Genomic DNA, 22,543 nt, shown 5'->3' on the forward strand with positions numbered 1-22,543 from the left:
GGAAGGGCGTCGCCGTTCCCGGGCGCGGCCATAGATGCGGCCGAGCACAGGGGCGACCGTGTCGAATAGCGATTCGATCAGCCCGCCATTATCCAAATTGGCCCGGAAGCGGAGCCGAATATCGTCGGCAATGCCGGCGCGACCTCTGCAAGACCGGCTTGGTGCCCTGACGACAGGTCGGCGAACACCGTTATCTGCACGTCGCCATGCCGCCGCCGGAATGCAAGCACATTGTCGCCGGCGGGCAGCGGCTCATAGCTGCCGGCGGCGAACAATTGTGGAGCGCGCCGGCGGAAATGCAGCAGGGCCCGGGTCAGGAGCAGTTTTTCGTCCCGAACCGGAAGCGGCCTGGCCAATCGTCGGGCCAGCGCAGCAAAATCGAGCGGCCGGCGGTTGTCCGGGTCGACGAAACTTTGCTCCCAATCCTCGGCGCCCCGGTAAATATCGGGCACACCCGGAACGGTCAGCTTGAGCGCGGTCTGAATCAGGGCCTTGCGGCGCCCGATCGCCTGTAGCCGGCGGCGCGTGGGGTGAAAACTAGCAAGAAAGCTTTCATTGGCCAGCGCGCGGTCGATAAATGCCGCGAATGCAGTTTCATAATCGACATTCTTCACGCCCCAATCGCTGCGCCAGCGCGCTTCGCGCAACGATTTCGTCATCGTGTCCCGAAGACGCTGGGCCAGGTCTGCCGCATCGCCCTCTATCGGCCAGCCACCCAGCAGGAGCTGGAAGAACAGGTAAAGGTCGTTGGCATGAAGACCGGCCGCGTCGGGGGCCAGGATAGCATGCCAATCGCGAACGGCCGCCGACCAAAGACCCGGCTCATCGGCTATGGCGGCGATAATGGACCGGATGTCCTCGCCACGCTTGGAATCGTGCGTCGAGGTGGACAGCAGGCAGCCCGGATGTGTTGCCAGCCGCCGGCGGTTGGCGTCGTGAAAAGCCGCAATTGACAGAGAAAAGCGCTCTGGATGCGCACCGACCTCGTTGAGAGCCGCCAATCGGTTGTAGCGATAGAGCGCCGTGTCCTCCACGCCCTTGGCCATGACCGGTCCGGTATATTGCTGGAACCGGCCAATGGCGTCGGCCACTGCCTGCCGGTCATAGGCGGCCGGCAGCCGGCCCGAAAGCAAGGCAGCGATAAAGTCGAACAGAGCCGGCTGAATCTGCGATTGGCTGCGGCGGGCCCGAGCGATGGCAATGTTCAGTTCCCGGCCGTCACGGGAGGATAGGCCGTCGGCTTTCGCATAGGTTCTATAGACCGAAAGTTGCGCTATCGTCTCGCGCAGGGCGCGGCGCAAGCCAGCTTGGGTCAGGTCGCTTGTGGCGCTGACGGACCAGGCAATAGCTGCAAGACGCCGTGCCAGAGCTGTCAGTTCGGCCGCCAATTCATTATCCATGACCCGCAATTTGCACTGATAGGCCTGCTCGGGAACGGGCGTCAGGTCGCCCGTAAAGGCAATATAGGACGCGGTGACCTCGGCTTCGCCCGGCTCATGCATGAGCACCCTGGTTAATTGCGCGCCGACCTCATAGCCGGTCGTGCCCTCCACCGGCCAATCCGCACGAATGGCTTCATGCGGCGCAAGGATTTTCTCGACCACCAGATAAACGGGACGCGGCAAGCGGGCGCGAAGGGCGTCCAGATAGCCCTTCGGATCGAGAAGTCCGTCGATATGGTCGATCCGCAGGCCATCGATCAGGCCCTCGGCGACCAGCGAAAAGACCAGTTTATGGACGTGATCGAAGACCTGCCCCCGGTCGATCCGGATGCCAGCCAGTTCGCTGTTGACGAAGAAGCGGCGATAATTGATCTCGTCTGCGGCCACGGAAAAATGCGCCAGCCGCCAATGCTGGCGCGCCATCAGCCTATGGAGCGGCAGCCAGCTATCGGCATGTCCGGCCTGTCCCGCATGAGCGGCGGCTACGGTCTCGGCGCTGCCGTGGCGTTCGAGCAGCAAGGTGGTGTCGTCGGCCCGGATCGGCAATTTGTGGGCATCATAGGCCCAGACGGCCAATCCGTCGCCATCCGCCTTGAGCCGCAGATCGCCGGCGAGGAGGCTGTCCCGGTAACTTGCGCCGAGAAAGGGCATGAGCAGCTTGCCCTCCATGCCGGGCCGGCCGAATTGCCAGTCAATGTCAAACCAGTCGGCATAGCGACTGGCCGCCCCATATTTCAACACGTCCAGCCACAAGGCATTGTCGGCGCCGCCGACGCCCATATGGTTGGGCACGAAATCAAGCAGGATGCCCATTTCGCGCCGGTGCAGCGCGGCGGCAAAGGCGCGGAAATCGTCGAGCGAGCCTAATTCCGGATTGATCCTGGTGTGATCGACAATGTCATAGCCATGCGTGCTGCCCGGATGGGCCATGAGGATGGGGGAGAGGTAGACGTGGCTGATCCCCAAATCATCCAGATAAGGCACCAGCGCAGTGGCCCGGGCAAAGGTGAAGTCCTTGTTGAGTTGAAGGCGATAGGTGGCGCGGGGTGCAATCATGAGCGGGGCTTGCTGCGCAGCAGCACGGCGCAATCGCCCGGTAAAATCCAGAAGTGTTCGGGATCGAGCGGGCGGCGGCCAGCGCCATCATAATCGGGGTGTTCGCTCGACCAGGCCAGCGCCCATTGGTGCCCATCCGCCGGCGCCAGCAAGGGTTCGGCCACGACGCCGATCTGCAGGTCTTTCCCGAGATTGAGCAGCAGCAGCCGATGGCCCGCAGGATCGGGCGTGATATAGCGCAGCAGCAGAGCTGCATCGCCAATGACGGCGCCATCGATCCGGCGCTCGGTGGCCTGCGAGAAAGTGGCGTCCCGACGACGCAGCGCCAGCAGGTCACGGTGCAGCGCGAGCATGCCCGCATGCCGCTCGGCCTCGCCCCAGTCAAGTTTGCTGGTCTCGAAACTTGCCACATCCGAGGGATCGGGCAGTCTGGCCTGCATTTCAGGATCGGTGACGCTGGGGAAATTGGTCAGCGATTGCCGGCGGCCATCGGCAACGGCCCGGGCTTCATCGCCTTCAAGGCCCATAAAATAGAGGAATGGATTGCTGGCCGCGAATTCCTGGCCCTGGAACAGGCTCGGAGTCTGCGGTCCCAGCAGCAAAAGGCTGGTAATGGCCCGCAGCCGGGCGGGGGACGCAAGTGCCGAAAGCCGGAAGCCGCGGGCCGAATTGGCGATCTGGTCGTGGTTTTCAAGAAAATGCACGAAATGTTCCGGCGGCGTCGCGAGATTGTAGGTGCCATAGGGCTTGTCGCGCATGTTCGAGCGCTGGCCCTGGTAGAGAAAGCCGTATTTCAGCGCTGACACCAGTTCCTGCGGTGTGCCGAGATAATCGCGATAATAGAAATCGTTATGGCCGGTTATCGCTACGCGCGCGGCATGCTGGAAGTCGTCATTGACCATGGCGTCCAGTCCATATCCGCCCTGATCGGGCGGGGCGATCATCACATGTTCCTGTGGCTGGTTTTCCACGATGACATAGGCGTCCCGAGCGCCCGCAGCAGCACGAACGGCACGAGCGATCTCGGAAATGACATGGCTATCGCTGGCGTCGAACAATGCCTGCGCCGCGTCGATGCGCAGCCCGTCCAGATGAAAGTCCTCGATCCAGTAGACGGCATTTCCAATGGTGAAATCGCGGACTGCCTGTCCCTTCTCGCCATCGAAATTGAAACTGGGGCCCCATTCATTTTCATAGCGGTCGGAAAAATAATGCTCGCTATAGGCACGATAGTGATCGCCCGGGCCGGCGTGATTGTAAACCACGTCGAGGATCACGCCGATGCCCAGCGCGTGCGCCCGATCCACAAAGGCCCGCATCTCGTCGGGCGAGCCATAGGGCGCGAATGGCGCATAGGGCAGGGTGGTGTCATAACCCCAGCCGAAGCGGCCCTTGAAAGTGCCAACGGGCATAAGTTGTAGGACGGTGACGCCGACCTCCCGGAGCGCGTCCAGTCTTTCTGCCGCTGCCGTCCAGGTGCCTGCCTGTGTGAATGTGCCGATATGGAGTTCGTAGAGAACCTGATCGAACCGGCCGATGCCGCGCCAATCGCCATCGGTCCAGGTAAAATCATTGGTCATGACCACGGACGGGCCATCATTGCCCTCGGGCTGCCATCGCGAGGCAAGGTCGGGCAGACGCGGCCCGCCATCGATCCGAAACCAATAGCGGGCCCCCGGGCCTACATCGGCAATATCGAGCCGGAAAAAACCGTCTCCGGCCGCTGCCATCTCGAAACTGCCAAAGTCCTCGATCTCCACCGAGGCGGAACGTCGACCCGAGGCCCAAAGCGCGAAACGCGTACCGGCACCGTGAGGCGTGGCGCCAAGGAAATCAGAAGCTGGCATGGAATATTTGACGCTGGTCCAGGTCGATCAAGACTTCGCTTTATGCTCGGGCTTGCCCTTGCGCTTGGTCGAGGCCATTTTTTTCAGCTCGTCCTCGCTCATGGAGAGCATCGACTTGGAGGCCCCCTTGAGTTCGCTTTTGGGTGTATCGCCCCGCTTGGCCGACAATGCGGCACCGGCAGCTTTTTGTTGGGCGGCGGATTTGGCGGGCATGATGCATCTCCGATCTTCGTACCGGGGAAATAACGCGTGGAGCTTGTGAAAGTTCGAGCGCAACCGATCAAGGCGTGGGTGGCTTTATCAATCCAGGACAGGATGCAGCTGGCAGTTCGGCCTGCTCCCCAGCCCAGAAAGGAAATGTCATGCCGCTCACCCTTACCAGTCCGGCCTTCGCCGATGGACAGCCCATTCCGCTCAAATATACCCGCGATGGCGAAAACCTCGCGCCGCCGCTGCAATGGACCGGGGCGCCCGAGACAGTCGAAAGCTTCATTCTGATCGTCGAGGACCCCGACGCGCCGAACGGCACCTTCCGCCATTGGGCGATTTACAACATTCCCGACGACTGGGACGGACTGCCTGAAAATGTCGAGACGGGAAGCGACGGGGCAATGCGCTATGGCCGCAACGATTTCGGTAATGCCCACTATGACGGACCCGAACCGCCCAAAGGCCATGGCGTGCATCATTATCACTTCCGCCTGGGCGCCCTGTCCGTGCCCAAGCTCGATATTGCCGCCGATACGGACATCAAAGACCTGTGGCGACAGGCCGAAAAGCACCTGATCGCCGAAGCGCGCTTGTCGGTACCTTCGAGCGGTGATGCCAGGCAATCATAGCCACGATCCTGGTCCCGCTTGGGATGTTTTGATCGTGGGCGGCGGCGCAGCCGGCCTGTCCGCGGCGCTGTTGCTGGCGCGGGCGCGGCGCCGGGTGCTGATTTGCGATGCTGGCCAGCCTCGCAACCGGCATTCGAACCGATTGGGCGGTTTTCTGACCCGCGACGGCACCGATCCGGCCGAGTTCCGGCGGATCGCCCGGGACGAGCTAGCTGACTACGACACGGCCGAGCTCCGTGAGAACACCGTGATCACCGCCGCCCGGCGCTTTGAATCCGGCTTCGAGCTCGAAACAGCTTCCGGAGAAATGTTCAGCGGCCGAAAACTGCTGGTGGCCACGGGGGTGGCTGATGCGCTGCCTCCCATTGCGGGGATCGAAGGCTTTTACGGCCGCACTGTCTGGCATTGTCCATATTGCGACGGTTACGAGCATCGCGATCAGCGGATCGTGGTTTATGGCCGGGGCGGAAAGGCCTCGGCGCTGGCGCTTGAACTGACCGGCTGGACCTCACGCCTGATGCTGGCCAGCGACGGTCCCTCCGGTTTGAGCGCCGCGCAGCGCCGGCTGTTGGACAGGCACAAAATTGCCCTTTACGAGGAGCCGGTCGCGCGCCTGGAGGGTGCGGAAGGACAGCTCGAAAGTCTGGTTTTCGCCTCGGGGGATTCTGTCGCCGCCGACGCCTTGTTCTTTCCCTCAGAAGGCTGGGCGGATGTCGAACTCCTGCGCAGCCTGGGCGTCACCATTCGGCGAAACGGCTCGGTGCGCACCGGCGGCTATGGCAAAACCGGGGCGCCCGGGGTTTTCGTCGCAGGAGACGCCTCCCGCCATGCGCAATTGGCAATCATCGCCGCTGGCGAGGGCGCCGCTGCCGCCTTCGCGATCAATACCGAATTGCTGAAGCAGGACCTCAGGCATCTCGACAGCGCCGAATGATCGGGCGCGATCATGATGCGGGCCGAAGCATTAGCTTTTGTCCTTGTCTTCGGCACTATATTCCGCGCGGGAGGCCGCCTCGGTGGTCCTGCGTTCGGCCAGAGTGCGGTCTCGATTGCGCATGATGCCATAGACCAGGGCGCAGAACAGAATAACGGCGCCGCCGGCTATGGCGAACATCCACATGGCAGGTCCCGATGCGCTCATTGGAATTCTCCTTTTGCCCAACCCGAGGCTGGTTTGGCAATGTTCATAGGGTTGCGCTTGAGCCTAAAAGGGCGAGGAAGAAGCGGCTTGCATGAGAAACTTCCTTTATCCGCGTGATCGTTTCGAACGAAGACCGGGCGCACTCAGTTCCTTCACGAGCTCCGGGGCGTCTCACATAATTTTCATCGTCGCGATGCCCGGCGACTGCCTTCCACAGGCTAGATGCAAGCGAAACCACGCCTTTCCGGCGCCACGCATTTCGAGCTTGACTCTATCCTGCAATCGATTTCATCATCTATGGGATCGGTCCCACAAGCAGGCCGATGGGAGGAAGGCGGCGCGGTATGGTCACCATTACCGACGTATCCAAGCGCGCGGGCGTGTCTCGTTCCACCGTTTCCAGGGTGGTGGCGGGCAATGGCTATGTGTCCGAGAGCAAGCGCAAGGCGATTGAAAAGGCGATTGCCGAGCTCGGCTATCGCCCCAATACGCTTGCCCAGGCCTTGCGCTCCAACCGCTCCAACCTGATCGGCGCCGTGGTCGTGGACGTGGGCACGCCCTATTTCGCCAATATGATTTACGGTGTGCAACGGGCGACGCGGATGGCCGGCAAGGCGCTGATCGTGTCGTCGGGCTATGCCGACCAGGACGAGGAAGCCGAGGCGGTCATCGAACTGATCGACCGTTCCTGCGACGGCATTCTGCTTTATCTGGAACGGCCGATGCGCCAGGACGCGGTCGAAATCCTGCGGCGCTCGCATATTCCGGTCGTGTCCATTGGCCGGGATCATTGCCCGATGTCGCGGGGAAGGGTGGTGCTCAATAATTACGATGGCGCCCGCTCCGCAATGCGGCACCTTCTGGCAAGCGGCCATCGCAAGATCGTGCATCTTTCCGGCCAGTCCGATTTCGGCGACACAATCGCGCGCCTGGAGGGAATTGCCGCGGCGCTGGCAGAATTCGGCATGGGCCTTGACGACATCGATATCGTCAACGGCATTTTCCATCAGGACTTCGGCTATGCGGCCACCCGTTCCCTGATCGAGGAAGGGCGGGATTTCACCGCCATCTTCGCCGGTGACGACGACATGGCCGCCGGCGTGCTGCTGGCGTTGCGCGAAGCCCGCCTCAGCGTACCCGATGACGTGTCGGTCATGGGCTTCGACGACGCTTTCCATGCCAAACATATGTGGCCGCCGCTGACCACGGTGCGCCAGCCCATCGACACGCTGGGGGAGACAGCGGCCTCGATGTTGGTCGAATTGCTGGCGGGATCGGCTTCGGCTCCGCTGCATACGATTGTCGATACGGATCTGGTGGTGCGGTCGAGCGTCGCCGCCCCGGTCCAGCACAGGGAGGATGCGTGAGGGAACGCTGCACCGGCCAGCGCTGACGCCGCGCCGGAATGGATAAGGGAGGGAGCGATGCCACGAGGAGTATGGGATCGTTCTCACAACCCGTCACTCAATGGAGGAGATGAAAGTGGAGGGAAAGAATATGAAGACGATCAAGACCCTGGCCCTGGCAAGTGTCGGCATGGTGGCTCTGGCTGTTTCCGCGCCGGCGGCCGCCCAGGAAGAAGTCATTCTGCGCCTGTTGCCGCATCACACCGATGCGATGGTGGAAAACTATAACCCCAACAATCCTACCGGCCCGCAGCAGCGCATGCGCGACTTTGCCTATGAGCCGCTCTGGATCGACAATCTCTGGCACCCGGACCAGGATCACCAGGCGCTGGCCACCTCGTTCGAACTGGCCGATGACCTGCTGAGCATCACCTATCACCTGCGCGAAGGCGTCAAGTGGAGCGATGGCGAGGATTTCACCGCCGATGACGTCGTGTTCAGCTTCGAATATGCCAAGGCCCATCCCGATTACCCGATGGGCATTGACGTCTATAGCGCGGAAGCCGGCACCGGCAATGTCGTCAGCGCCGAAAAGCTCGACGACCACACCGTCAGGTTCAACCTGAACGAACCCGACGCGCTGGTACGCTATGGCCTTGGCGGCCTCTACCCGCTGCCCGAACATATCTGGAGCGAGGTGGAAGATCCCAAGAACTTCGCCAACCTCGATCCGGTGGCGACCGGTCCCTGGACGGAAGTGCGCAACTTCTCGCGCAATGGCTACGAGATCTGCCGCAACGAGCTCAGCCGCTATAATGCGGACAATGCCATCGACTGCCTGAACTTCCCGCAGATGAACGGCAACGAGCAGACCGTGGCTGCGCTGTCGGCCGGGGATCTCGACTGGCTCGGCGACGGCCTCACCGATCCGGACATCACCTTCCTGCCGCAGTCCGAGTTCAACAATTACTGGCTACCCGCCGGTGCGGACGTGAACCTGCAACTCAACACCACCAAGGCCCCGTTCGACAATGTCGAATTCCGCAAGGCCATGTCGGTGGCCATCGACCGCGACACGCTGGTGGATATCTCGACCTTCGGCCTCACCACCCATACTCGTTTTCCCATCGGCACCGGGGAAATGTTCAACACCTGGTATAACGAAACCGAACTCGAGCCCTATGCCTGGCTGATGCAGTATGATCCCGACCGGGCCATGGAAATGCTCGACGAGGCCGGGTTCGTCGATGCCGATGGCGACGGCTGGCGCGACAACCCCGATGGCACCCCCATCGCCTTCGGTATCTCCATGCCCTCGGGCTGGACCGACTGGGTCAATACCGGGCAGACCGTGGCCGAAAACCTGCAGGATATCGGCATCAATGCCAGCCTGAGGACCGTGGACCAGGGCGCCTGGTTCGACGGCGCGCCGCGCGGAGATTTCGACGTCTATGTGATGTGGACCAATGGCGGGCCGACGCCACACAGCCAATACCATCCCATGTTCAATCCGCGGCTGATGGTGCCCGGCCAGATCGACTTCCAGGCCATGCACCAGATGCGCATTCCCGAGGCCGAGGACGCGCTCAACCGCTTCCGCAGCACAGGGGACCGCGACGAACAGCTCGCAACGCTGCTCGAAGTGCACAAGCTGGTCGCCGAGAACGTGCCGGTGATTTCGCTCTTCGCCAACCCAACCTGGTACGAATATTCCACCCGCCGGTTTACCGGCTGGGTGACCGAAGAGAACCCCTATGTTCGTCCGCAGGTTCATGATGGCACACGCGAGCGCGTCATCCACGCCCTGTCCCTGAAGCCGATCGAGAACTGAGGCGGTCGGTTTCTTCGGCACGTTGCCGCCCTTTTGCTTCCCGCCCCCTTGAGGGGAGGAAAGCAAGCCGGAGCGCCGTGGCGGGGTTCGTTTTCGAATCCCGCCCGGCACGACAAAAGGAACAGGACGGATGATCTTTCTGCTGCGGCGCCTCGCCTTTTATCTGGCGGCGTTCTTTCTGGCGGTCACGCTCAATTTCTTTATTCCACGGCTCATGCCGGGCGACCCCTCGGCGCGCATCATCGCGTCCTATCAGGGACGGCTGAACGAGGCGCAGGTGGATGCCATCCGCAAGGCTTACGGCGTGACCGGCTCGCTATGGGAGCAATATCTGAGCTATTTCGCCAGCGTGTTGCGGCTCGATTTCGGCATTTCCACGGTGCAATTCCCCGAGCCGACCGCTTCGCTCCTGTTCTATGGCGCCACCTGGACGCTGGTTCTGGTCGGGCTGGCCATTTTCTTCGCCTTCATCATCGGCTCGCTGATGGGCGTCCATGCCGCCTGGCATCGCGGCGGCTTTTTCGACAGCTTCTTCACGCCGATCAACGTGATGCTGAATGCCTTCACCCCGGCTATCGTGGCTTTGCTGCTGTTCTATGCCTTCTCGCTGCAACTGAAATGGTTTCCCCTGGGGCGCGCTCATGACCCGAGCCTGATGCCGAGTTGGGATCTCAGATTCATCGGCAGCGTCCTTTATCACGCCACTCTGCCGGTGCTCTCCATTTTCCTCGTCAGTTTCGGCGGCTGGCACCTGGGCATGCGCAATGTGATGATCAACCTGCTCAACGAGGACTTCGTCATCCTCGCCCGGGCCAAGGGATTGAGCGATCGCCGCGTCCGTTATCGCTACGTTGCCCGCAACGCCATCCTGCCGCAGATCACGTCATTGGCGCTATCGGTCGGGTTCCTGCTGGGTGGCGCGCTGGTGACCGAGCAGGTGTTCAACTATCCCGGCCTCGGCAAGTTCACCTTCACCGCCATCCAGGCCCGCGATTATTCCTTCATCCAGGGCCAGTTGCTGCTGCTGACCATGTCGGTTCTGGTCGCCAATCTCCTGTCGGACATCGCCAATGTCATCCTCGACCCGCGGCTGAGAAAGGGCTGATCCATGAGCGATATTACCCAATCACGGCCTTTCAGCCTGATCGACCGCCTCGATGAGGAGGCATTGGCCAGCGCCGCCCCGACACAGACCGAACTGATGCGTGAATTGCGCGTCAAACCTCAACCGGGCTGGACCGGCAAGCTGCCGCCGGCAGTTGCCGCCTTCGTGAACAACAAGAAGGGCATGGCAGGCCTGGTAATCCTGCTGACGCTGGTGCTGTTTTCGATCCTCGCCCCCATGCTCAGCGACTACAATCCGAACCGCCGCGCCGGCAAACCGCATGTACAGCCCGGCTATGAGCACGTTCTGGGCACGACGCGCATGGGCAAGGACGTCTTCACCCAGCTCGCCTATGGCGGCCGGGTGAGCCTTGCGGTGGGTTTCGGCGCCGGCATTGCCGCGGCCGCCATCGGTCTGGCGGTCGGCATCTCCGCCGGCTATTTCGGCGGTCGCGTCGACGATGTCCTCACCTTTTTCGTCAACGTCATCCTGGTCTTGCCCGGATTGCCATTGATCATCGTCATCGCCACCATGGTGGAGCAGGCCAGTCCCACCGTGATCGGGCTCGTGCTGGCGGCGACCGGTTGGGGCTGGTCGGCGCGAACGATAAGAACGCAGACCCTGTCCCTGCGTACCCGCGAATTCGTGCTTTCGGCCGAGTTGATGGGGGAGAAGAAGTGGCGCATCGTGCTGGTGGAAATCTTCCCCAATATGCTGAGCTTCTTCATGGGCGGCTTCGTGCTCGGCACCATCGCCGCCATCCTTGCCGAAGCGGCGCTGGAATTCATCGGCCTGGGTGATCCCAATGCTGTCACCTGGGGCACCATGCTGTTCTGGGCGCAGAGCAATCTGGCCCTGCAAAGCGGCGCCTGGTGGGAGATATGGCCGCCCTGCATCGCTATCATGCTGACCGGCGCGGCGCTGGTTCTCGTCAATTTTGCAGTGGACGAAATCACCAATCCGCAGCTCAAAGTGGGTCGCAAGATCGGCCTGATCCGCAAATTCCTGAAGCGCCGGGGGAGAAGCGCCGATGTCTTCTGATCGCGCCATGATCGAGGTGCGCAGCCTCACCGTCGATTATATCGGCGAAAGCTCCGTCGCCCGCGCCGTCAACGGCATCGACTTCGATATCAAGGAAGGCGAGGCCTTCGGTCTGGCCGGCGAAAGCGGCTGCGGCAAGTCCACCGTGGCGTTCGCGCTGGCTCGCCTGACCCGGCTGCCGGGCCTGGTTTCGGGCGGCCAGGTTCGGCTCAATGGCGACGATGTGCTGAAATTCGACAAGGCAAGGCTCAAGGCCTATCGCTGGAACGAGGTCAGCTTCGTCTTCCAATCGGCCATGAACGCGCTCAATCCGGTGATCCCGGTTTCCGAGCAGATCATGGATGTCATCGAAACCCATGAGCCGGGCCTGGGCCAGGATGGCGCCCGCGAGCGCGCCGTCAGCCTGTTCGAGCTGGTGGGTATTCCGCCCGCCCGCCTCGACGATTTCCCGCATCAATTTTCGGGCGGCATGCGCCAGCGCATCTGTATCGCCATCGCTTTGGCGCTCAGTCCCAAGCTCATCATCATGGATGAGCCGACGACGGCGCTCGATGTGGTGGTGCAGCGCGATATCATCGAGCAGATCGTCGAGCTCAAGAGCCGGCTGGGCTTCTCGGTGCTGTTCATCACGCACGATCTGGGCCTGATGATCGAATTCTGCGACCGCATCGGCGTCATGTATTCGGGGGAATTGGTGGAAGTGGCTCCTGCCGCGTCCATCCTGACCCATCCCCTTCACCCCTATACGCGAGCCTTGGGCAACAGCTTCCCGCCACTGACCGGGCCGCGCGTGCGGCTCGAGGGCATTGCCGGCACCCCGCCGGACCTGCGCGCGCTGCCGGAAGGCTGCCGCTTCGCGCCCCGCTGCCCACGCGCCATGGATATCTGCCGCGTCCAAGCCCCCGAACTGCGTTATTATTCCGAACACCGGAGCGAGGCCGCATGCCACTTGCTGAACTAGACGCCCCCGGCAAGACGGTGATGGCCGAGGCGCCGGTGATCGAAATGGACCAGGTCGACAAGGAATTCGTCCTTGGCGGCGCCTTTCTGAACCAGACTTTCCTCAGGGCCCTGTCGGGCATCTCCCTCAAGCTGACGCGGGGCAAGGCCCTGGCATTGGTGGGAGAATCCGGATCGGGCAAATCCACCTGCGCCCGCATGGTCGCTCGCGCCTATGAGCCCAGTGGCGGCGCCATCCGCTTCCATGGCGAGGATATCAGCCATTTTCGCGGCCCGCGCCTGCAGCTTTATCGTTCGGAAGTACAGATGGTGTTTCAGGACCCTTTCGGCTCACTGAATCCCACCCAGTCCATCGGCTATCATCTCGAACGGCCGCTGCGCCTGCATCGGCCCGATATCACGGGCAAGGCGGTGGAGGCGGAAATGCTGACCTTGCTGGAAAGCGTCGGTCTCCGGCCGGCCGGCGACTATCTCAAGCGTCGTCCGCATGAACTTTCCGGCGGCCAGCGCCAGCGTGTCGCCATTGCCCGCGCGCTGTCGGTGCAGCCGCAAGTGCTGCTGGCCGATGAGCCGACCTCCATGCTCGACGTTTCGGTGCGCCTGGGCATTCTCAACCTGCTCGAAGACTTGAAGCAACAGCGCAATCTCGCCGCGCTCTACATCACCCATGACATCGCTACCGCGCGTTATTTCGCCGAGGAAACCGCGGTGATGTATGCCGGCCACCTGGTGGAGCAGGGCCCCAGCCGGGAAATCACCGACAATCCAAGGCATCCCTATACGCAGTTGCTGATCGAGGCCGTGCCCGACCCCAAACGCAAGATCGCCGCCACCCGCACAAGACGCGCCACGGATATTCCGCTCTGGACCCGCCAGAGCCGTGGCTGCCCCTTCGTCTCGCGCTGCCCCAGGGCCATCTCGATCTGCAAGGAGACGATGCCGGAGCCCACGCCATTGGGATCGGCACATTATGTTCGCTGCCACAATCTTTAGAGCCGGCGGGATAAGGCCGGCAGACGGGGTGATGGCGGCTCCGTACCCGCCCTCAAGCCAGCCGGACGCCGCTGGCGTCGAAGCGATGCAGGCGAGCGGCGGGATAATCGTAGCTGACCATTTCGCCGATGGCGGGTATGTCCCGGCTGGTCTGGCGCACCGTCAGCAATTCGCCCTGTCCGATGTCGAGGAACACATAAGTATCCGCTCCGAGATATTCGACATAACCGACCTTGCCCTGATGCGGCCCCAAGCCCAGCGTTATGTCCTCGGGGCGGATGCCGACCGTATGAGCGCCTGCGGCCTCGGCCTGGGGACCGTTGAGCAGGTTCATTTTCGGCGAGCCGATAAAGCCGGCGACGAACAGCGATTGCGGGTGCTCGTAAAGTTCTTCGGGCGTACCGATCTGTTCGACCCGGCCGGCATTGAGCACCACGATCCGGTCGGCCAGGGTCATGGCCTCGACCTGGTCATGGGTCACATAGACCATGGTGGTTTGCGGCAAACCTTCCTTGAGCTTGGCGATTTCGAGACGGGTGGCGACGCGGAGCGCCGCATCGAGATTGGACAGCGGCTCATCGAACAGGAAGACCTGCGGGTCGCGCACGATGGCCCGCCCGATGGCGACGCGCTGACGCTGGCCGCCGGACAGTTCGCGCGGATAGCGGTCGAGATAGGGTTCGAGTTGAAGCTTGCGCGCCGCATCGGCGACGCGGGCCTCGATTTCGGCGCGCGGGGCCCGGCGCAGCTTCATCGAATAGGCCATGTTCTCCCGCACGCTCATATGCGGATAGAGCGCATAGGATTGGAACACCATGGCGATGCCCCGTTTGCTGGCGGGAACCCGGTTTACCACGCGTCCGCCGATTTCCAGCGTACCGGAGGTGATGCTTTCAAGGCCCGAAATGCAGCGCAGAAGCGTGGACTTGCCGCAACCGGAAGGACCGACAAAGATCACGAACTCACCCGACTTGATGTCGAGATTGATGTCCCTGAGAACCTCCACCGGGCCGAAGTTCTTGCGCAGATTGGTGATCTTGATGTCGGCCATGGATTTTCTCCGGATCAGCCAGATGTATTGAGAGTGGCGCGGACCTTGGCCAGCGCCTGTCTGGTCGATCCGGCCGGCTTGTATTCGAGACCGGCAAGGCCCGAATAACCATTGCCATAGAGCCATGCCAGACGCTTGCCGAGGTCGATTTCGCCCTGTCCCGGATCGTTGCGGCCCGGATGATCGGCCACATGGGCATGAAGCACCCGTGAGACGCGATCGGCCAATACGTCCTCGATTTTCTCGCCCATGACATAGGAATGATAGAGATCGTAAACGATGCCGATTTCAGGGCGTCCCACCTCGTCCACGATGTTGAGCGCTTCGCGCGTCGAGGACAGGTAATAGCCCTTGTGGTCGATGAAGGTGTTGAGCGGTTCGACGCCGAGGCTGATGCCGCTGCCATCCAGCACATCGGCGGCGGCGCGCAGGCAAGCGACCAATGCGTCGTGCTGCTCTTCCCGGGTTTTGCCGGGCAGGTCGTCGCCGGCCTGGGCGATAAGCACCTTGGCGCCAAGGCGCTGCGCCACGCGCATCGAGGTCGCCAGACCGGCAAGGAAAGCGGCATGGTTGTCCGGATCGGTGAGGGCGATCATCGGCTCGGCGACAAAGCCGCTCAGCGACAGGCCCGTTTCCTTGAGCGCGGCCTCAATGGCATCGAGGTCCTTGTTGGACCAGAACCAGAATTCGACCGCGTCCAGACCCGCTTCCTTGGCGAGGCGGATGCGCTCGGCGAAGTCGTCGCTAACGTCGGAAAACAACCATTCAATGCAGGCGGAAAGTTTCATCTTGGACCAGGTGGCTCGAGTTAGCGATAATCGATCAGAACCTGCATGACATCGGGCGAACCCTGGTCGAGCAGGCTATAGCCGCGCCCTGCTTCGGCAAGCGGCACGCGATGGGTGATGAAGCCCTTGAGTTCCGGGGCGAGCGCCGACAGATATTCGCGAACGATCCGGGCGCGCCGGTCCACCGACCAGAGCGGGCCAAGGAAAGGGTTCACCGTGCCGACCTGCGAGGAGATGATGCGCGGGCGATTGTGGTGGAACTCACCGGACAGGCTCAGGCTCTCGAAACTGCCGCCATACCAGGACATCGCGATCACCGTGCCATTGAAGCCGGCCGTGCGGATCGCCTCGTTGAGGGCGGGGGCTGCGCCCGAGACTTCGATGACCGTGTCGGCGCCGCGCCCTTCGGTGAGCTCGCGGACCGTTTCGGCAATCGGTTGGTTGCTGGGATCGAGCGCGATGTCGGCGCCGCCGGCCAGCGCCAGTTCGCGGCGCTGCCCGATAGTGTCCACGGCGATGATCTGGCGCGCGCCATTGCGGCGCAGCAGGCGGGTAACCATCTGGCCGATGACGCCAAGGCCGCTCACCACCACATCGGCGCCAAGGGGGATATTGGCGTCGAGCACGCCATTATAGGCCGTGTTGAGATTGGCATAGAAGACGCCGATTTCAGCATCATCGATATCGCCTAGGGGGACGACGGCCTTGGCATCGACCACGGCATGCTGGCCATGGGGGACATAGGCAAAGACCAGCTCGCCTCTGGCAAGGTCCTGCACATTCGCGCCCAGCTCCGCGACCCGCCCGACAGCGGCGTAGCCATAGCGGGCCGGCCAGGTCCAGTCCGCGCCATTGGCGTCGGAAAACAGGCGTGTCCTGGGGTCCATCGATTGCCGCCATTGCGGCGCAAGGCCACGGAACACGTTAAGCTCGGTGCCGGCGCTGATCCCGGAAACGGCGAGGTCGAGCAGCACTTGCCCGGCGCCGGGGGCGGCAAGGGCTTCCGTGCGGATTTCGACGGCACGCGGGCCGGTGAAATAGAGCGATTGGGTAGTAAGCGACAAGGTCATCACCCTTTAATTCCGCCAGCGGTCAGGCCGCCGACTAGTTGATTGCGGAAGAGGAGAAAGAGCACGATGGTGGGCAATGCAATGACGACGCCACCGGCCATGACCACACCCCAGGAGAAGGAATAGGGATCGAACAGCGTTTGCAGCGCGAGCGGCAGCGTCTTGACCTCGGCGCTGGTGATCAGCGCCAGCGCCAGGATGAATTCGCCCCAGGACAAAACGAAGGCAAAGGTACCCACCGCCACGACCGCCGGACGAATAAGCGGCAGGGTGATGCGGAACATGGCGCCGATCTGCGAGCTGCCATCGATGATCGACGCCTCTTCGAGCTCGCGCGGCACCGCATCGATATAGCCCTTGAGCATCCAGACGGCGATGGGCAGGCCAAGCGCCAGATGCGTGAAGGTCAGCGCGGTCAGCGTATTGGCCAGGCCGAGCGAGCGGATAATGACCACGATGGGCACCAGAACGGCCACGGCGGGCAGCATCTGGGTGGCCAGGATCAGAAAGCCGATGAAATCGCGGCCCATATATGTGAAGCGGCTGAGCGAATAGGCGGCCGGCACCGCGATCACCACGGTGCAGATGGCCACGATACCGCCCACGACGAGGCTGTTGCGCAGCGCGACCAGGAAATCGCCGCGCGAAAAGATATTGGCGAAATGATCGAAGGTGACGCGCGCTGGGATCAGGCCACGGGTCATGATGTCGGCGTCGGGCCGGATCGAGGCGATGAACACCCAGATGATCGGCGACAGCACCAGGATCAGCAGCGCGATGGTCAGCGCGTCCAGAGCCGCATTGCGCAGGCGATTGTCACTGTCGTGCATCATCGTCTCCGCAATTGCAGGGACAGGAAGGAGGCGATGGCCAGGATCACCAGCATGACCACGCTGATTGCCGCCGCATAGGCCGGGCGCAGATCGGTGAAGACGGCCTTATACATGCTGATGCCCAGGATCGTGGTGGCGTCCTGCGGGCCGCCGCGCGTCATGATCCAGGGCAGGTCGAAGCTGTAAAAAGCGAGAATGCCCAGCACGAGGCCGATGATCAGCATGGTGTTCTGGATCGAGGGCAGGGTGATGCTGGTAAAGCGCTGCCACGGGCTGGCGCCATCGATGGCGGCGGCTTCGTAAAGCTCGCCGGGAATGGATTTGAGCGCCGCCAGCAGCGCCAGCACCATGAAGGGCATGCCCTTCCAGCCCGAGATGAAGATGATAATGGCCAGAGCCATATTCGGGTCGTTGAGAATGGAGCTGTTGCCGGCAAAGCCGAAGAACTGGAAGACCGAGTGCAGCGCGCCCACCTCGCTGTCGAGCAGGAAGCGCCAGCCATAGCCCAGCACGATGAAGGGCATGACCCAAGGGAGCAGGATCAGCGCTGAAGCCATGCGGGCAATGGCCGTGTCACGATTGAGCAGGAGCGCGAGAGGCAGGGCCAGTGCAATCTCGACGGCCACGGTGCCGATGGTCCAGATCCAGGTGCGCCAGAAGGCCCGCCACAGGCCCGCATCGGCAAAAAGCGCCTCGTAATTGATCAGCCCGCCCCAGACCGGCTGCGGATTGCGCAGCAGATACCAGTCCTGAAAGGACAGCCACAGCGCATAGAGCAGGGGCACGACGGCAATGGCCAGGGCGACGAGCACGGCCGGAGCGACCAGCGCATAGGGCAACGCCACTTCGACGAACGGTCTTGGCTCGTTTTCTGAAACGGCGGGGGAGGTCACGGATTGGTTTTCCAGAGCGCCATGCTTTCGGGCCCAAATGACAATTCATCCCCGGCCACCGCCGCCCCGGCCCACGCGAACTTTCGGCAGGCCGTGGCTTGCCCGGACAGGCCTGGCGATGATCGGATGAATGGCTGAGGAGACACCGGACTAAGCCTGCTTCCAAGAGAAAAGGAATTCCCGGGCGGCGGGAGGCCGGTGCCGCCCGGGGTGTCTCGCCCTTAGCGGGCGAGAACGGTGTTGATGTCGGAGCAGAGATCGGCGGTGGCGCCGGCAATGTCCTTCTGGCCAAGAGCCACAGCCTGCACCGCCTTCTGGATCGTGTCGACCTCCAGTTGGCCCATCTGCGGGATGGCTTCGCTTGGATATTGATAGGCGCGAGCGTCCTGCAATTGCTCGACGAAGAGAGGATAGGGGAACTCGGTCCAGGGCTCGCCTTGCGCCAGCGAAATGCTGCCCGGGATGAAGCCGCCGGCGATAGCCAGTTCCTTGAAGGCCTCGCCATGAGTGGCGAACATGATGAACTGGCCCGCCGCATCCTTCGCGTCGGAGGCATTCCACATGACCAGTGGCCAGCCGCCAAGGAAGCCGGAGCGGTTGACCGGACCTGCCGGAACTTTGGCGATGTCGACCTGATCAAGCCATTCGGGCTGTTCGGTCTGCAGATCGCGATAGAGGCTGGGATGCATGAGGATCATGCCATAGCGGCCATCGAGAAAACCGCGCTGGAAGGCGTCGCCATTCATGCTGGCGGCGTCCGGATGGGTCGAGCCATCGAGCGCGATACCGGCATAGACCTCGAGCGCCGCCTGAAATTCCGGGCTGTCGAAGCCGCAGGTGCCGTCATCGTTGAGCATGCGGGCGCCATAGCCCAGATAGGCGCTCATGAAATTGTGCACGGTGAAATAATCGAGGCTGGTCGCCAGCGCGATGCCGTAGACCCCGTCGGGCGTGCCTTCGGTGAGCGTCTTGGCGGTGGCGCGCAATTCGTCCCAGGTTTCCGGCGGAGCGTTGGGATCGAGCCCGGCCTGCTCGAACAGGTCCTTGCGGTAATAGAGCGCGCGGGTTTCGACGGCGATGGGCGAGGCCCACCATTGGCCGCCGAGATTGTAATAGCCCTTGTCGCCCGGCCAGATGTCGGAGGCGACATCGGTGCCGTGCTCGGCATCATAAGCGGCGAAGGCGTCGTCGAGTGGCGCCAGCGCGCCGATGGCCTGAAACTGGGCCACGACATTGTTGCCCAGCATGGACACGTCCGGCAGGCCGCCGGTGGTCAAGGCCGTCACCAGCCGCTGCTGCTGTTCCGACCAAGGCACGATTTCCATGACGACATCGATGCCCTCATGGCTGGCTTCGAAAGCCTCGATGATCGCCTCCCAGGCGGCGATGTCGTTCGGATTGGTGGAAAATTGCCAGAAGGTCACCGTTTCGGCGAAAGCCGGCGCAGTGAGCAAAGTCGTGGCGAGCGCGGTCGCCGCAAGCAAAGTATGCCGCATGAAAGTCCTCCCTGAAAAACTCGTGCGTCACCGACGCGCTATTTCCCTAAAAGCGCATGTGTCATCGTTGACATATGAAATTGCTAGCACGCGATATGCGGTGTGTCAAACTGCCACGGGTCAGATGAATTTGCCCGTGGACTGGCGGACGACGAGCGTGGTGTCGAGGACGATCTCACTGGGCATTTCGCGCTTCTCGATGGCGGCAAGCGCCATGTCGAATCCAGCCCGTCCCAGAGCCGCCAGCGGCTGGGCCACTGTGGTCAATTGCGGCGCCAGATAGGCCGCCAGCGTGTCGTCGAAGCCCACAACCGATATGTCTTGCGGTACGCGCTTGCCGGCTTGATAGAGCGCCTGCAAAACCCCCACGGCCAGAATATCGCAGGTGGCAAAAATCGCGGTGGGCGGCTTGGGCAATTGCATCAATGCCTCGGTATGCCGCCGACCATCGGCGCCGCATTGATCGTTCGCCAGATCGTAATACTGGCCCAGCCGCACATAATTGGACTGCACGTCGAGCCCATGATCGGCCATGCCGTCGCCATAGGCCGCCAGCCGGTCTTCTTCCACCGAGCGCTGGCGCGCCGCGTCGCGGCTATAGAGAACCGGATCGCCGCCGACAAAGGCGATGCGTTCATGGCCGAGGCCGACAAGGTGGTCTATGGCCGCGCGGGCACCCACGTAATTGTCGACCCGGACGAAACTTGCCGATTGGGTCGAGGACCGTTCGATCTCGATGGCGGGAATGCCGGCGCCGGCCAGGATTTCCACATTCTGGGCGCTGGCGGCCGTACAGAACAGCACGGCATCGACCCGCTGGGCGATAAAGGTTTCGATGCCGTGGCGTTCATAGCTCTCGCTGCCGCCATGATTGAAGATCACCACGCGATAGCCCGCGGCGATGGCCGCCGCCTCGACCGCATGGGCGACGCTGACGAATAGCGGATTGACGGTGATGGCGGTGATCATCAGGCCGATGGTGAAGGTGCGTTGCGTCCTCAGCCCCCGCGCCACGACATTGGGCCGGTAATTTGTGGCCGTGACCGCCGCCAGCACCTTCTCGCGCGCTTCGTTGGAAATATAGCCCTGCCGCTTGAGGACGCGGTTGACCGTGGCCGTGGAAACCCCGGCCAGCTTGGCAACTTCGATCAGCGTGGCGGACTTTCGGCTCACGAACACCTCTTCCGGGGGTTCATTACAGGAATGGCGGGGTTCTGCAAAGAAAGTCGCGGCTGGCCCCGCCATGCGATGCAGTAAAGTCAGGAACCCGGCTGCGCCGCCAGCACCGTTCGGGCAATATCAACAAAGCCCAGGCCGGCCGGACGGGCGGATATCCATCGCGGCTTGGCGGCCAATTGGTCCAGAACCGGCATGATATTGGCGACGCCGAAGGCGTTGCGGAAGAAGCCGAACATCGGCGCGTCATTGCGCGAATCGCCCACAAAGGCGGTGCTCGCCGCAATCTCGCCCGGGGCAATGTCGAGTTCGCCGAGCAGCCGTTCGCTCATGGTGCGCTTGTCATAGCTGCCGATCCAGGTGTTCAGATGGATCGAACTGATGGCGACGCTGGCCCCGGTCATGCGGATATTGTCCGCCAGCGCATCGACCTCCCGCCGCCCATGCCCCCCGATGTCGATGGCGATATCGGCGAGCCGGAATGGCTGGTCATGGGCCAGCGAAAAGGGGCCAAGCAGCGGTCCGAGCCTGTCCATGAGCTCGGCCTGGCGCCGCGCCTGGAGCGCCTGGTCCTCCCAGAATTCGGTTTGCACCCTGCCGTCGCGCAACTTCATCACGAAGGCGCCGCTTTCCCCGATGGCCGCCGCGACCGGCCAGGCGCGCACGATATGCTCGCACCAGCCGGCCGATCCGCCAGTCACCGGCACCAAGGCGATGCCGGCGTCGTGCAGGTCCCACAAGGCCTGATAGGTCTCGGGCAGCAGGCGGCCCTGAGTGGTCAACGTATCGTCGATGTCGGTGAACAGATATCGCACCTCCCGCAATTGTTCGGGCAGGGGCGAGGGGCCGTGAAACGTCATGCCTGCTGCTCGTCGCATAGCACGACCTGCGTTCCTGCTTCAGTCAGGGCCGTGGCCGTGGCATCGTCGGGGAGGCGGTCCGTGAACAGGCAATTGAACCTGCCGAAGGGCACCACGCGCACCGCGGCATTGCGTGTCCACTTGCTGAGGTCGGCGACGAGGAACCGTGTCCGCGAATTGGCGATCAGGGTCGTAGTGGTCTGTGCCTCGCTGTAACTGAAGTCGAGCACGCCCTTTTCCGCGTGCAATGCGCCGGCGCCGACAATGGCGTAGGAAGCATAGAATTTTTCGAAAAAGTGCAATGTATCGGTGCCCACGACATCCCGGTCATTGTGGCGCAATTGCCCGCCGGTCATCAGCACCTCGATCTGCGGCGCCTCGCAGAGCATCAATGCCACATCGATATTGTTGGTGACGACACGCAGGCCATTGTGTTCGCGCAACGCCTGCGCCACGAATTGCACCGTGCTGCCGATCCCCATGAAAACGGTCGAGCCCGGCTCGATGGCGGCGGCCACCCGTCGGGCGATGCGCTGCTTGGCCGCGCTGTTGAGGGCGGCGCGCGCATTGATGGAGATGTTGTTGGCCTCGACCGGCGCATCGACGCCGCCATGAAACCGGCGAGCGTAACCCAGATCGCACAACGCGTTGATATCGCGGCGAATGGTCTGCGTCGTCAGGCCGTAGCGAGTGGCGAGCGCCTCGATATATTGGGCACCCTCCGTTTCGACCAGAGCCAGAATGTCGCGTTGCCGGCCAGACAGCATTTGCCGTC

General features: G+C 62.6%; 20 protein-coding genes and 1 pseudogene. 8 read left to right on the top strand and 13 right to left on the bottom strand.

Features of this window, described 5'->3' with window-relative positions; all coding sequences use genetic code 11:
- Positions 1 to 77 precede the first annotated feature (77 nt).
- The 3 genes from treY to O9Z70_RS03280 are packed head-to-tail and all read right to left on the bottom strand — an operon-like array spanning position 78 to position 4,558.
- Entirely contained in the window at positions 78 to 2,498 is a 2,421-nt protein-coding gene (treY, locus tag O9Z70_RS03270) for a malto-oligosyltrehalose synthase (protein WP_286021066.1), read from the bottom strand.
- Entirely contained in the window at positions 2,495 to 4,345 is a 1,851-nt protein-coding gene (locus tag O9Z70_RS03275; RefSeq protein WP_286021067.1) for an alpha-amylase family glycosyl hydrolase, read from the bottom strand. Before O9Z70_RS03275 ends, treY begins: the two co-directional genes overlap by 4 nt.
- Before the next feature lie 27 nt (positions 4,346 to 4,372).
- Positions 4,373 to 4,558 carry a DUF3008 family protein gene (locus O9Z70_RS03280; RefSeq protein ID WP_286021068.1) on the bottom strand — a complete coding sequence of 62 codons (186 nt, stop codon included), beginning with the start codon at positions 4,556 to 4,558 and terminating at the stop codon, positions 4,373 to 4,375.
- Between the two features lie 149 nt (positions 4,559 to 4,707).
- On the opposite strand from O9Z70_RS03280, the pseudogene O9Z70_RS03285 reads away from it, so the two are divergent.
- Together O9Z70_RS03285 and O9Z70_RS03290 are read left to right on the top strand one after the other, a co-directional pair.
- Positions 4,708 to 5,168: pseudogene (locus O9Z70_RS03285) on the top strand (YbhB/YbcL family Raf kinase inhibitor-like protein).
- Between the two features lie 50 nt (positions 5,169 to 5,218).
- Positions 5,219 to 6,118 (top strand): NAD(P)/FAD-dependent oxidoreductase, encoded by a 900-nt coding sequence (locus tag O9Z70_RS03290; RefSeq protein WP_286021070.1) that lies wholly within the window; start codon positions 5,219 to 5,221, stop codon positions 6,116 to 6,118.
- A gap of 30 nt (positions 6,119 to 6,148) precedes the next feature.
- On the opposite strand, the gene O9Z70_RS03295 is transcribed toward O9Z70_RS03290, so the two are convergent.
- Positions 6,149 to 6,325 (bottom strand): hypothetical protein, encoded by a 177-nt coding sequence (locus O9Z70_RS03295; protein ID WP_286021071.1) that lies wholly within the window; start codon positions 6,323 to 6,325, stop codon positions 6,149 to 6,151.
- Positions 6,326 to 6,669: 344 nt separating this feature from the next.
- On the opposite strand from O9Z70_RS03295, the gene O9Z70_RS03300 reads away from it, so the two are divergent.
- From O9Z70_RS03300 to O9Z70_RS03325, 6 genes are all read left to right on the top strand, one after another.
- On the top strand, positions 6,670 to 7,692 hold the full coding sequence (locus O9Z70_RS03300; RefSeq protein ID WP_286021072.1) for a LacI family DNA-binding transcriptional regulator: 1,023 nt from the start codon (positions 6,670 to 6,672) through the stop codon (positions 7,690 to 7,692).
- A 130-nt stretch (positions 7,693 to 7,822) separates the two neighbouring features.
- Positions 7,823 to 9,502 carry an ABC transporter substrate-binding protein gene (locus O9Z70_RS03305; protein WP_286021073.1) on the top strand — a complete coding sequence of 560 codons (1,680 nt, stop codon included), beginning with the start codon at positions 7,823 to 7,825 and terminating at the stop codon, positions 9,500 to 9,502.
- A gap of 130 nt (positions 9,503 to 9,632) precedes the next feature.
- Positions 9,633 to 10,607 carry an ABC transporter permease gene (locus O9Z70_RS03310; RefSeq protein ID WP_286021074.1) on the top strand — a complete coding sequence of 325 codons (975 nt, stop codon included), beginning with the start codon at positions 9,633 to 9,635 and terminating at the stop codon, positions 10,605 to 10,607.
- Positions 10,608 to 10,790: 183 nt separating this feature from the next.
- The gene (locus O9Z70_RS03315; protein ID WP_502870177.1) at positions 10,791 to 11,648 is read left to right on the top strand and encodes an ABC transporter permease; all 858 of its coding nucleotides are present in this window, start codon (positions 10,791 to 10,793) and stop codon (positions 11,646 to 11,648) included.
- Positions 11,638 to 12,609: an ABC transporter ATP-binding protein gene (locus O9Z70_RS03320; protein ID WP_286021075.1), complete on the top strand. Its 972-nt coding sequence runs from the start codon at positions 11,638 to 11,640 to the stop codon at positions 12,607 to 12,609. The genes O9Z70_RS03315 and O9Z70_RS03320 overlap by 11 nt, the downstream gene beginning before the upstream one ends.
- On the top strand, positions 12,591 to 13,601 hold the full coding sequence (locus O9Z70_RS03325) for an ABC transporter ATP-binding protein (protein WP_286021076.1): 1,011 nt from the start codon (positions 12,591 to 12,593) through the stop codon (positions 13,599 to 13,601). Before O9Z70_RS03320 ends, O9Z70_RS03325 begins: the two co-directional genes overlap by 19 nt.
- Before the next feature lie 52 nt (positions 13,602 to 13,653).
- Here O9Z70_RS03325 and O9Z70_RS03330 read toward each other — a convergent pair whose 3' ends face one another.
- The 9 genes from O9Z70_RS03330 to O9Z70_RS03370 all read right to left on the bottom strand — a co-directional run bounded on the left by O9Z70_RS03330 (position 13,654) and on the right by O9Z70_RS03370 (position 22,535).
- Positions 13,654 to 14,652 carry an ABC transporter ATP-binding protein gene (locus O9Z70_RS03330; RefSeq protein ID WP_286021077.1) on the bottom strand — a complete coding sequence of 333 codons (999 nt, stop codon included), beginning with the start codon at positions 14,650 to 14,652 and terminating at the stop codon, positions 13,654 to 13,656.
- 14 nt (positions 14,653 to 14,666) lie between these two features.
- Complete coding sequence (locus O9Z70_RS03335; protein WP_286021078.1) at positions 14,667 to 15,440, bottom strand: TIM barrel protein; 774 nt, start codon at positions 15,438 to 15,440, stop codon at positions 14,667 to 14,669.
- Between the two features lie 20 nt (positions 15,441 to 15,460).
- On the bottom strand, positions 15,461 to 16,504 hold the full coding sequence (locus tag O9Z70_RS03340) for a zinc-binding dehydrogenase (protein ID WP_286021079.1): 1,044 nt from the start codon (positions 16,502 to 16,504) through the stop codon (positions 15,461 to 15,463).
- 5 nt (positions 16,505 to 16,509) lie between these two features.
- The gene (locus tag O9Z70_RS03345) at positions 16,510 to 17,343 is read right to left on the bottom strand and encodes a carbohydrate ABC transporter permease (protein ID WP_286021080.1); all 834 of its coding nucleotides are present in this window, start codon (positions 17,341 to 17,343) and stop codon (positions 16,510 to 16,512) included.
- Positions 17,340 to 18,236 carry a carbohydrate ABC transporter permease gene (locus O9Z70_RS03350; protein WP_286021081.1) on the bottom strand — a complete coding sequence of 299 codons (897 nt, stop codon included), beginning with the start codon at positions 18,234 to 18,236 and terminating at the stop codon, positions 17,340 to 17,342. Before O9Z70_RS03350 ends, O9Z70_RS03345 begins: the two co-directional genes overlap by 4 nt.
- A gap of 221 nt (positions 18,237 to 18,457) precedes the next feature.
- Entirely contained in the window at positions 18,458 to 19,732 is a 1,275-nt protein-coding gene (locus O9Z70_RS03355) for an ABC transporter substrate-binding protein (protein ID WP_286021082.1), read from the bottom strand.
- A 120-nt stretch (positions 19,733 to 19,852) separates the two neighbouring features.
- Positions 19,853 to 20,905: a LacI family DNA-binding transcriptional regulator gene (locus O9Z70_RS03360; RefSeq protein WP_286021083.1), complete on the bottom strand. Its 1,053-nt coding sequence runs from the start codon at positions 20,903 to 20,905 to the stop codon at positions 19,853 to 19,855.
- An 86-nt stretch (positions 20,906 to 20,991) separates the two neighbouring features.
- Positions 20,992 to 21,768: an HAD family hydrolase gene (locus O9Z70_RS03365; RefSeq protein WP_286021084.1), complete on the bottom strand. Its 777-nt coding sequence runs from the start codon at positions 21,766 to 21,768 to the stop codon at positions 20,992 to 20,994.
- Complete coding sequence (locus O9Z70_RS03370) at positions 21,765 to 22,535, bottom strand: DeoR/GlpR family DNA-binding transcription regulator (protein WP_286021085.1); 771 nt, start codon at positions 22,533 to 22,535, stop codon at positions 21,765 to 21,767. Before O9Z70_RS03370 ends, O9Z70_RS03365 begins: the two co-directional genes overlap by 4 nt.
- Between the last annotated feature and the right edge of the window lie 8 nt (positions 22,536 to 22,543).

The sequence above is a fragment of the Devosia sp. YIM 151766 genome (assembly GCF_030285925.1).
In the GTDB taxonomy this organism is placed as follows: Bacteria; Pseudomonadota; Alphaproteobacteria; order Rhizobiales; family Devosiaceae; genus Devosia.

What these genes read in the sequence shown, in the direction of transcription:
- treY (WP_286021066.1), bottom strand. Translation starts at nt 2,498, where the DNA reads ATGATTGCACCCCGCGCCACCTATCGCCTTCAACTCAACAAGGACTTC.
- O9Z70_RS03275 (WP_286021067.1), bottom strand. Translation starts at nt 4,345, where the DNA reads ATGCCAGCTTCTGATTTCCTTGGCGCCACGCCTCACGGTGCCGGTACG.
- O9Z70_RS03280 (WP_286021068.1), bottom strand. Translation starts at nt 4,558, where the DNA reads ATGCCCGCCAAATCCGCCGCCCAACAAAAAGCTGCCGGTGCCGCATTG.
- O9Z70_RS03295 (WP_286021071.1), bottom strand. Translation starts at nt 6,325, where the DNA reads ATGAGCGCATCGGGACCTGCCATGTGGATGTTCGCCATAGCCGGCGGC.
- O9Z70_RS03300 (WP_286021072.1), top strand. Translation starts at nt 6,670, where the DNA reads ATGGTCACCATTACCGACGTATCCAAGCGCGCGGGCGTGTCTCGTTCC.
- O9Z70_RS03305 (WP_286021073.1), top strand. Translation starts at nt 7,823, where the DNA reads ATGAAGACGATCAAGACCCTGGCCCTGGCAAGTGTCGGCATGGTGGCT.
- O9Z70_RS03310 (WP_286021074.1), top strand. Translation starts at nt 9,633, where the DNA reads ATGATCTTTCTGCTGCGGCGCCTCGCCTTTTATCTGGCGGCGTTCTTT.
- O9Z70_RS03315 (WP_502870177.1), top strand. Translation starts at nt 10,791, where the DNA reads ATGGCAGGCCTGGTAATCCTGCTGACGCTGGTGCTGTTTTCGATCCTC.
- O9Z70_RS03320 (WP_286021075.1), top strand. Translation starts at nt 11,638, where the DNA reads ATGTCTTCTGATCGCGCCATGATCGAGGTGCGCAGCCTCACCGTCGAT.
- O9Z70_RS03325 (WP_286021076.1), top strand. Translation starts at nt 12,591, where the DNA reads ATGCCACTTGCTGAACTAGACGCCCCCGGCAAGACGGTGATGGCCGAG.
- O9Z70_RS03330 (WP_286021077.1), bottom strand. Translation starts at nt 14,652, where the DNA reads ATGGCCGACATCAAGATCACCAATCTGCGCAAGAACTTCGGCCCGGTG.
- O9Z70_RS03335 (WP_286021078.1), bottom strand. Translation starts at nt 15,440, where the DNA reads ATGAAACTTTCCGCCTGCATTGAATGGTTGTTTTCCGACGTTAGCGAC.
- O9Z70_RS03345 (WP_286021080.1), bottom strand. Translation starts at nt 17,343, where the DNA reads ATGATGCACGACAGTGACAATCGCCTGCGCAATGCGGCTCTGGACGCG.
- O9Z70_RS03355 (WP_286021082.1), bottom strand. Translation starts at nt 19,732, where the DNA reads ATGCGGCATACTTTGCTTGCGGCGACCGCGCTCGCCACGACTTTGCTC.
- O9Z70_RS03365 (WP_286021084.1), bottom strand. Translation starts at nt 21,768, where the DNA reads ATGACGTTTCACGGCCCCTCGCCCCTGCCCGAACAATTGCGGGAGGTG.
- O9Z70_RS03370 (WP_286021085.1), bottom strand. Translation starts at nt 22,535, where the DNA reads ATGCTGTCTGGCCGGCAACGCGACATTCTGGCTCTGGTCGAAACGGAG.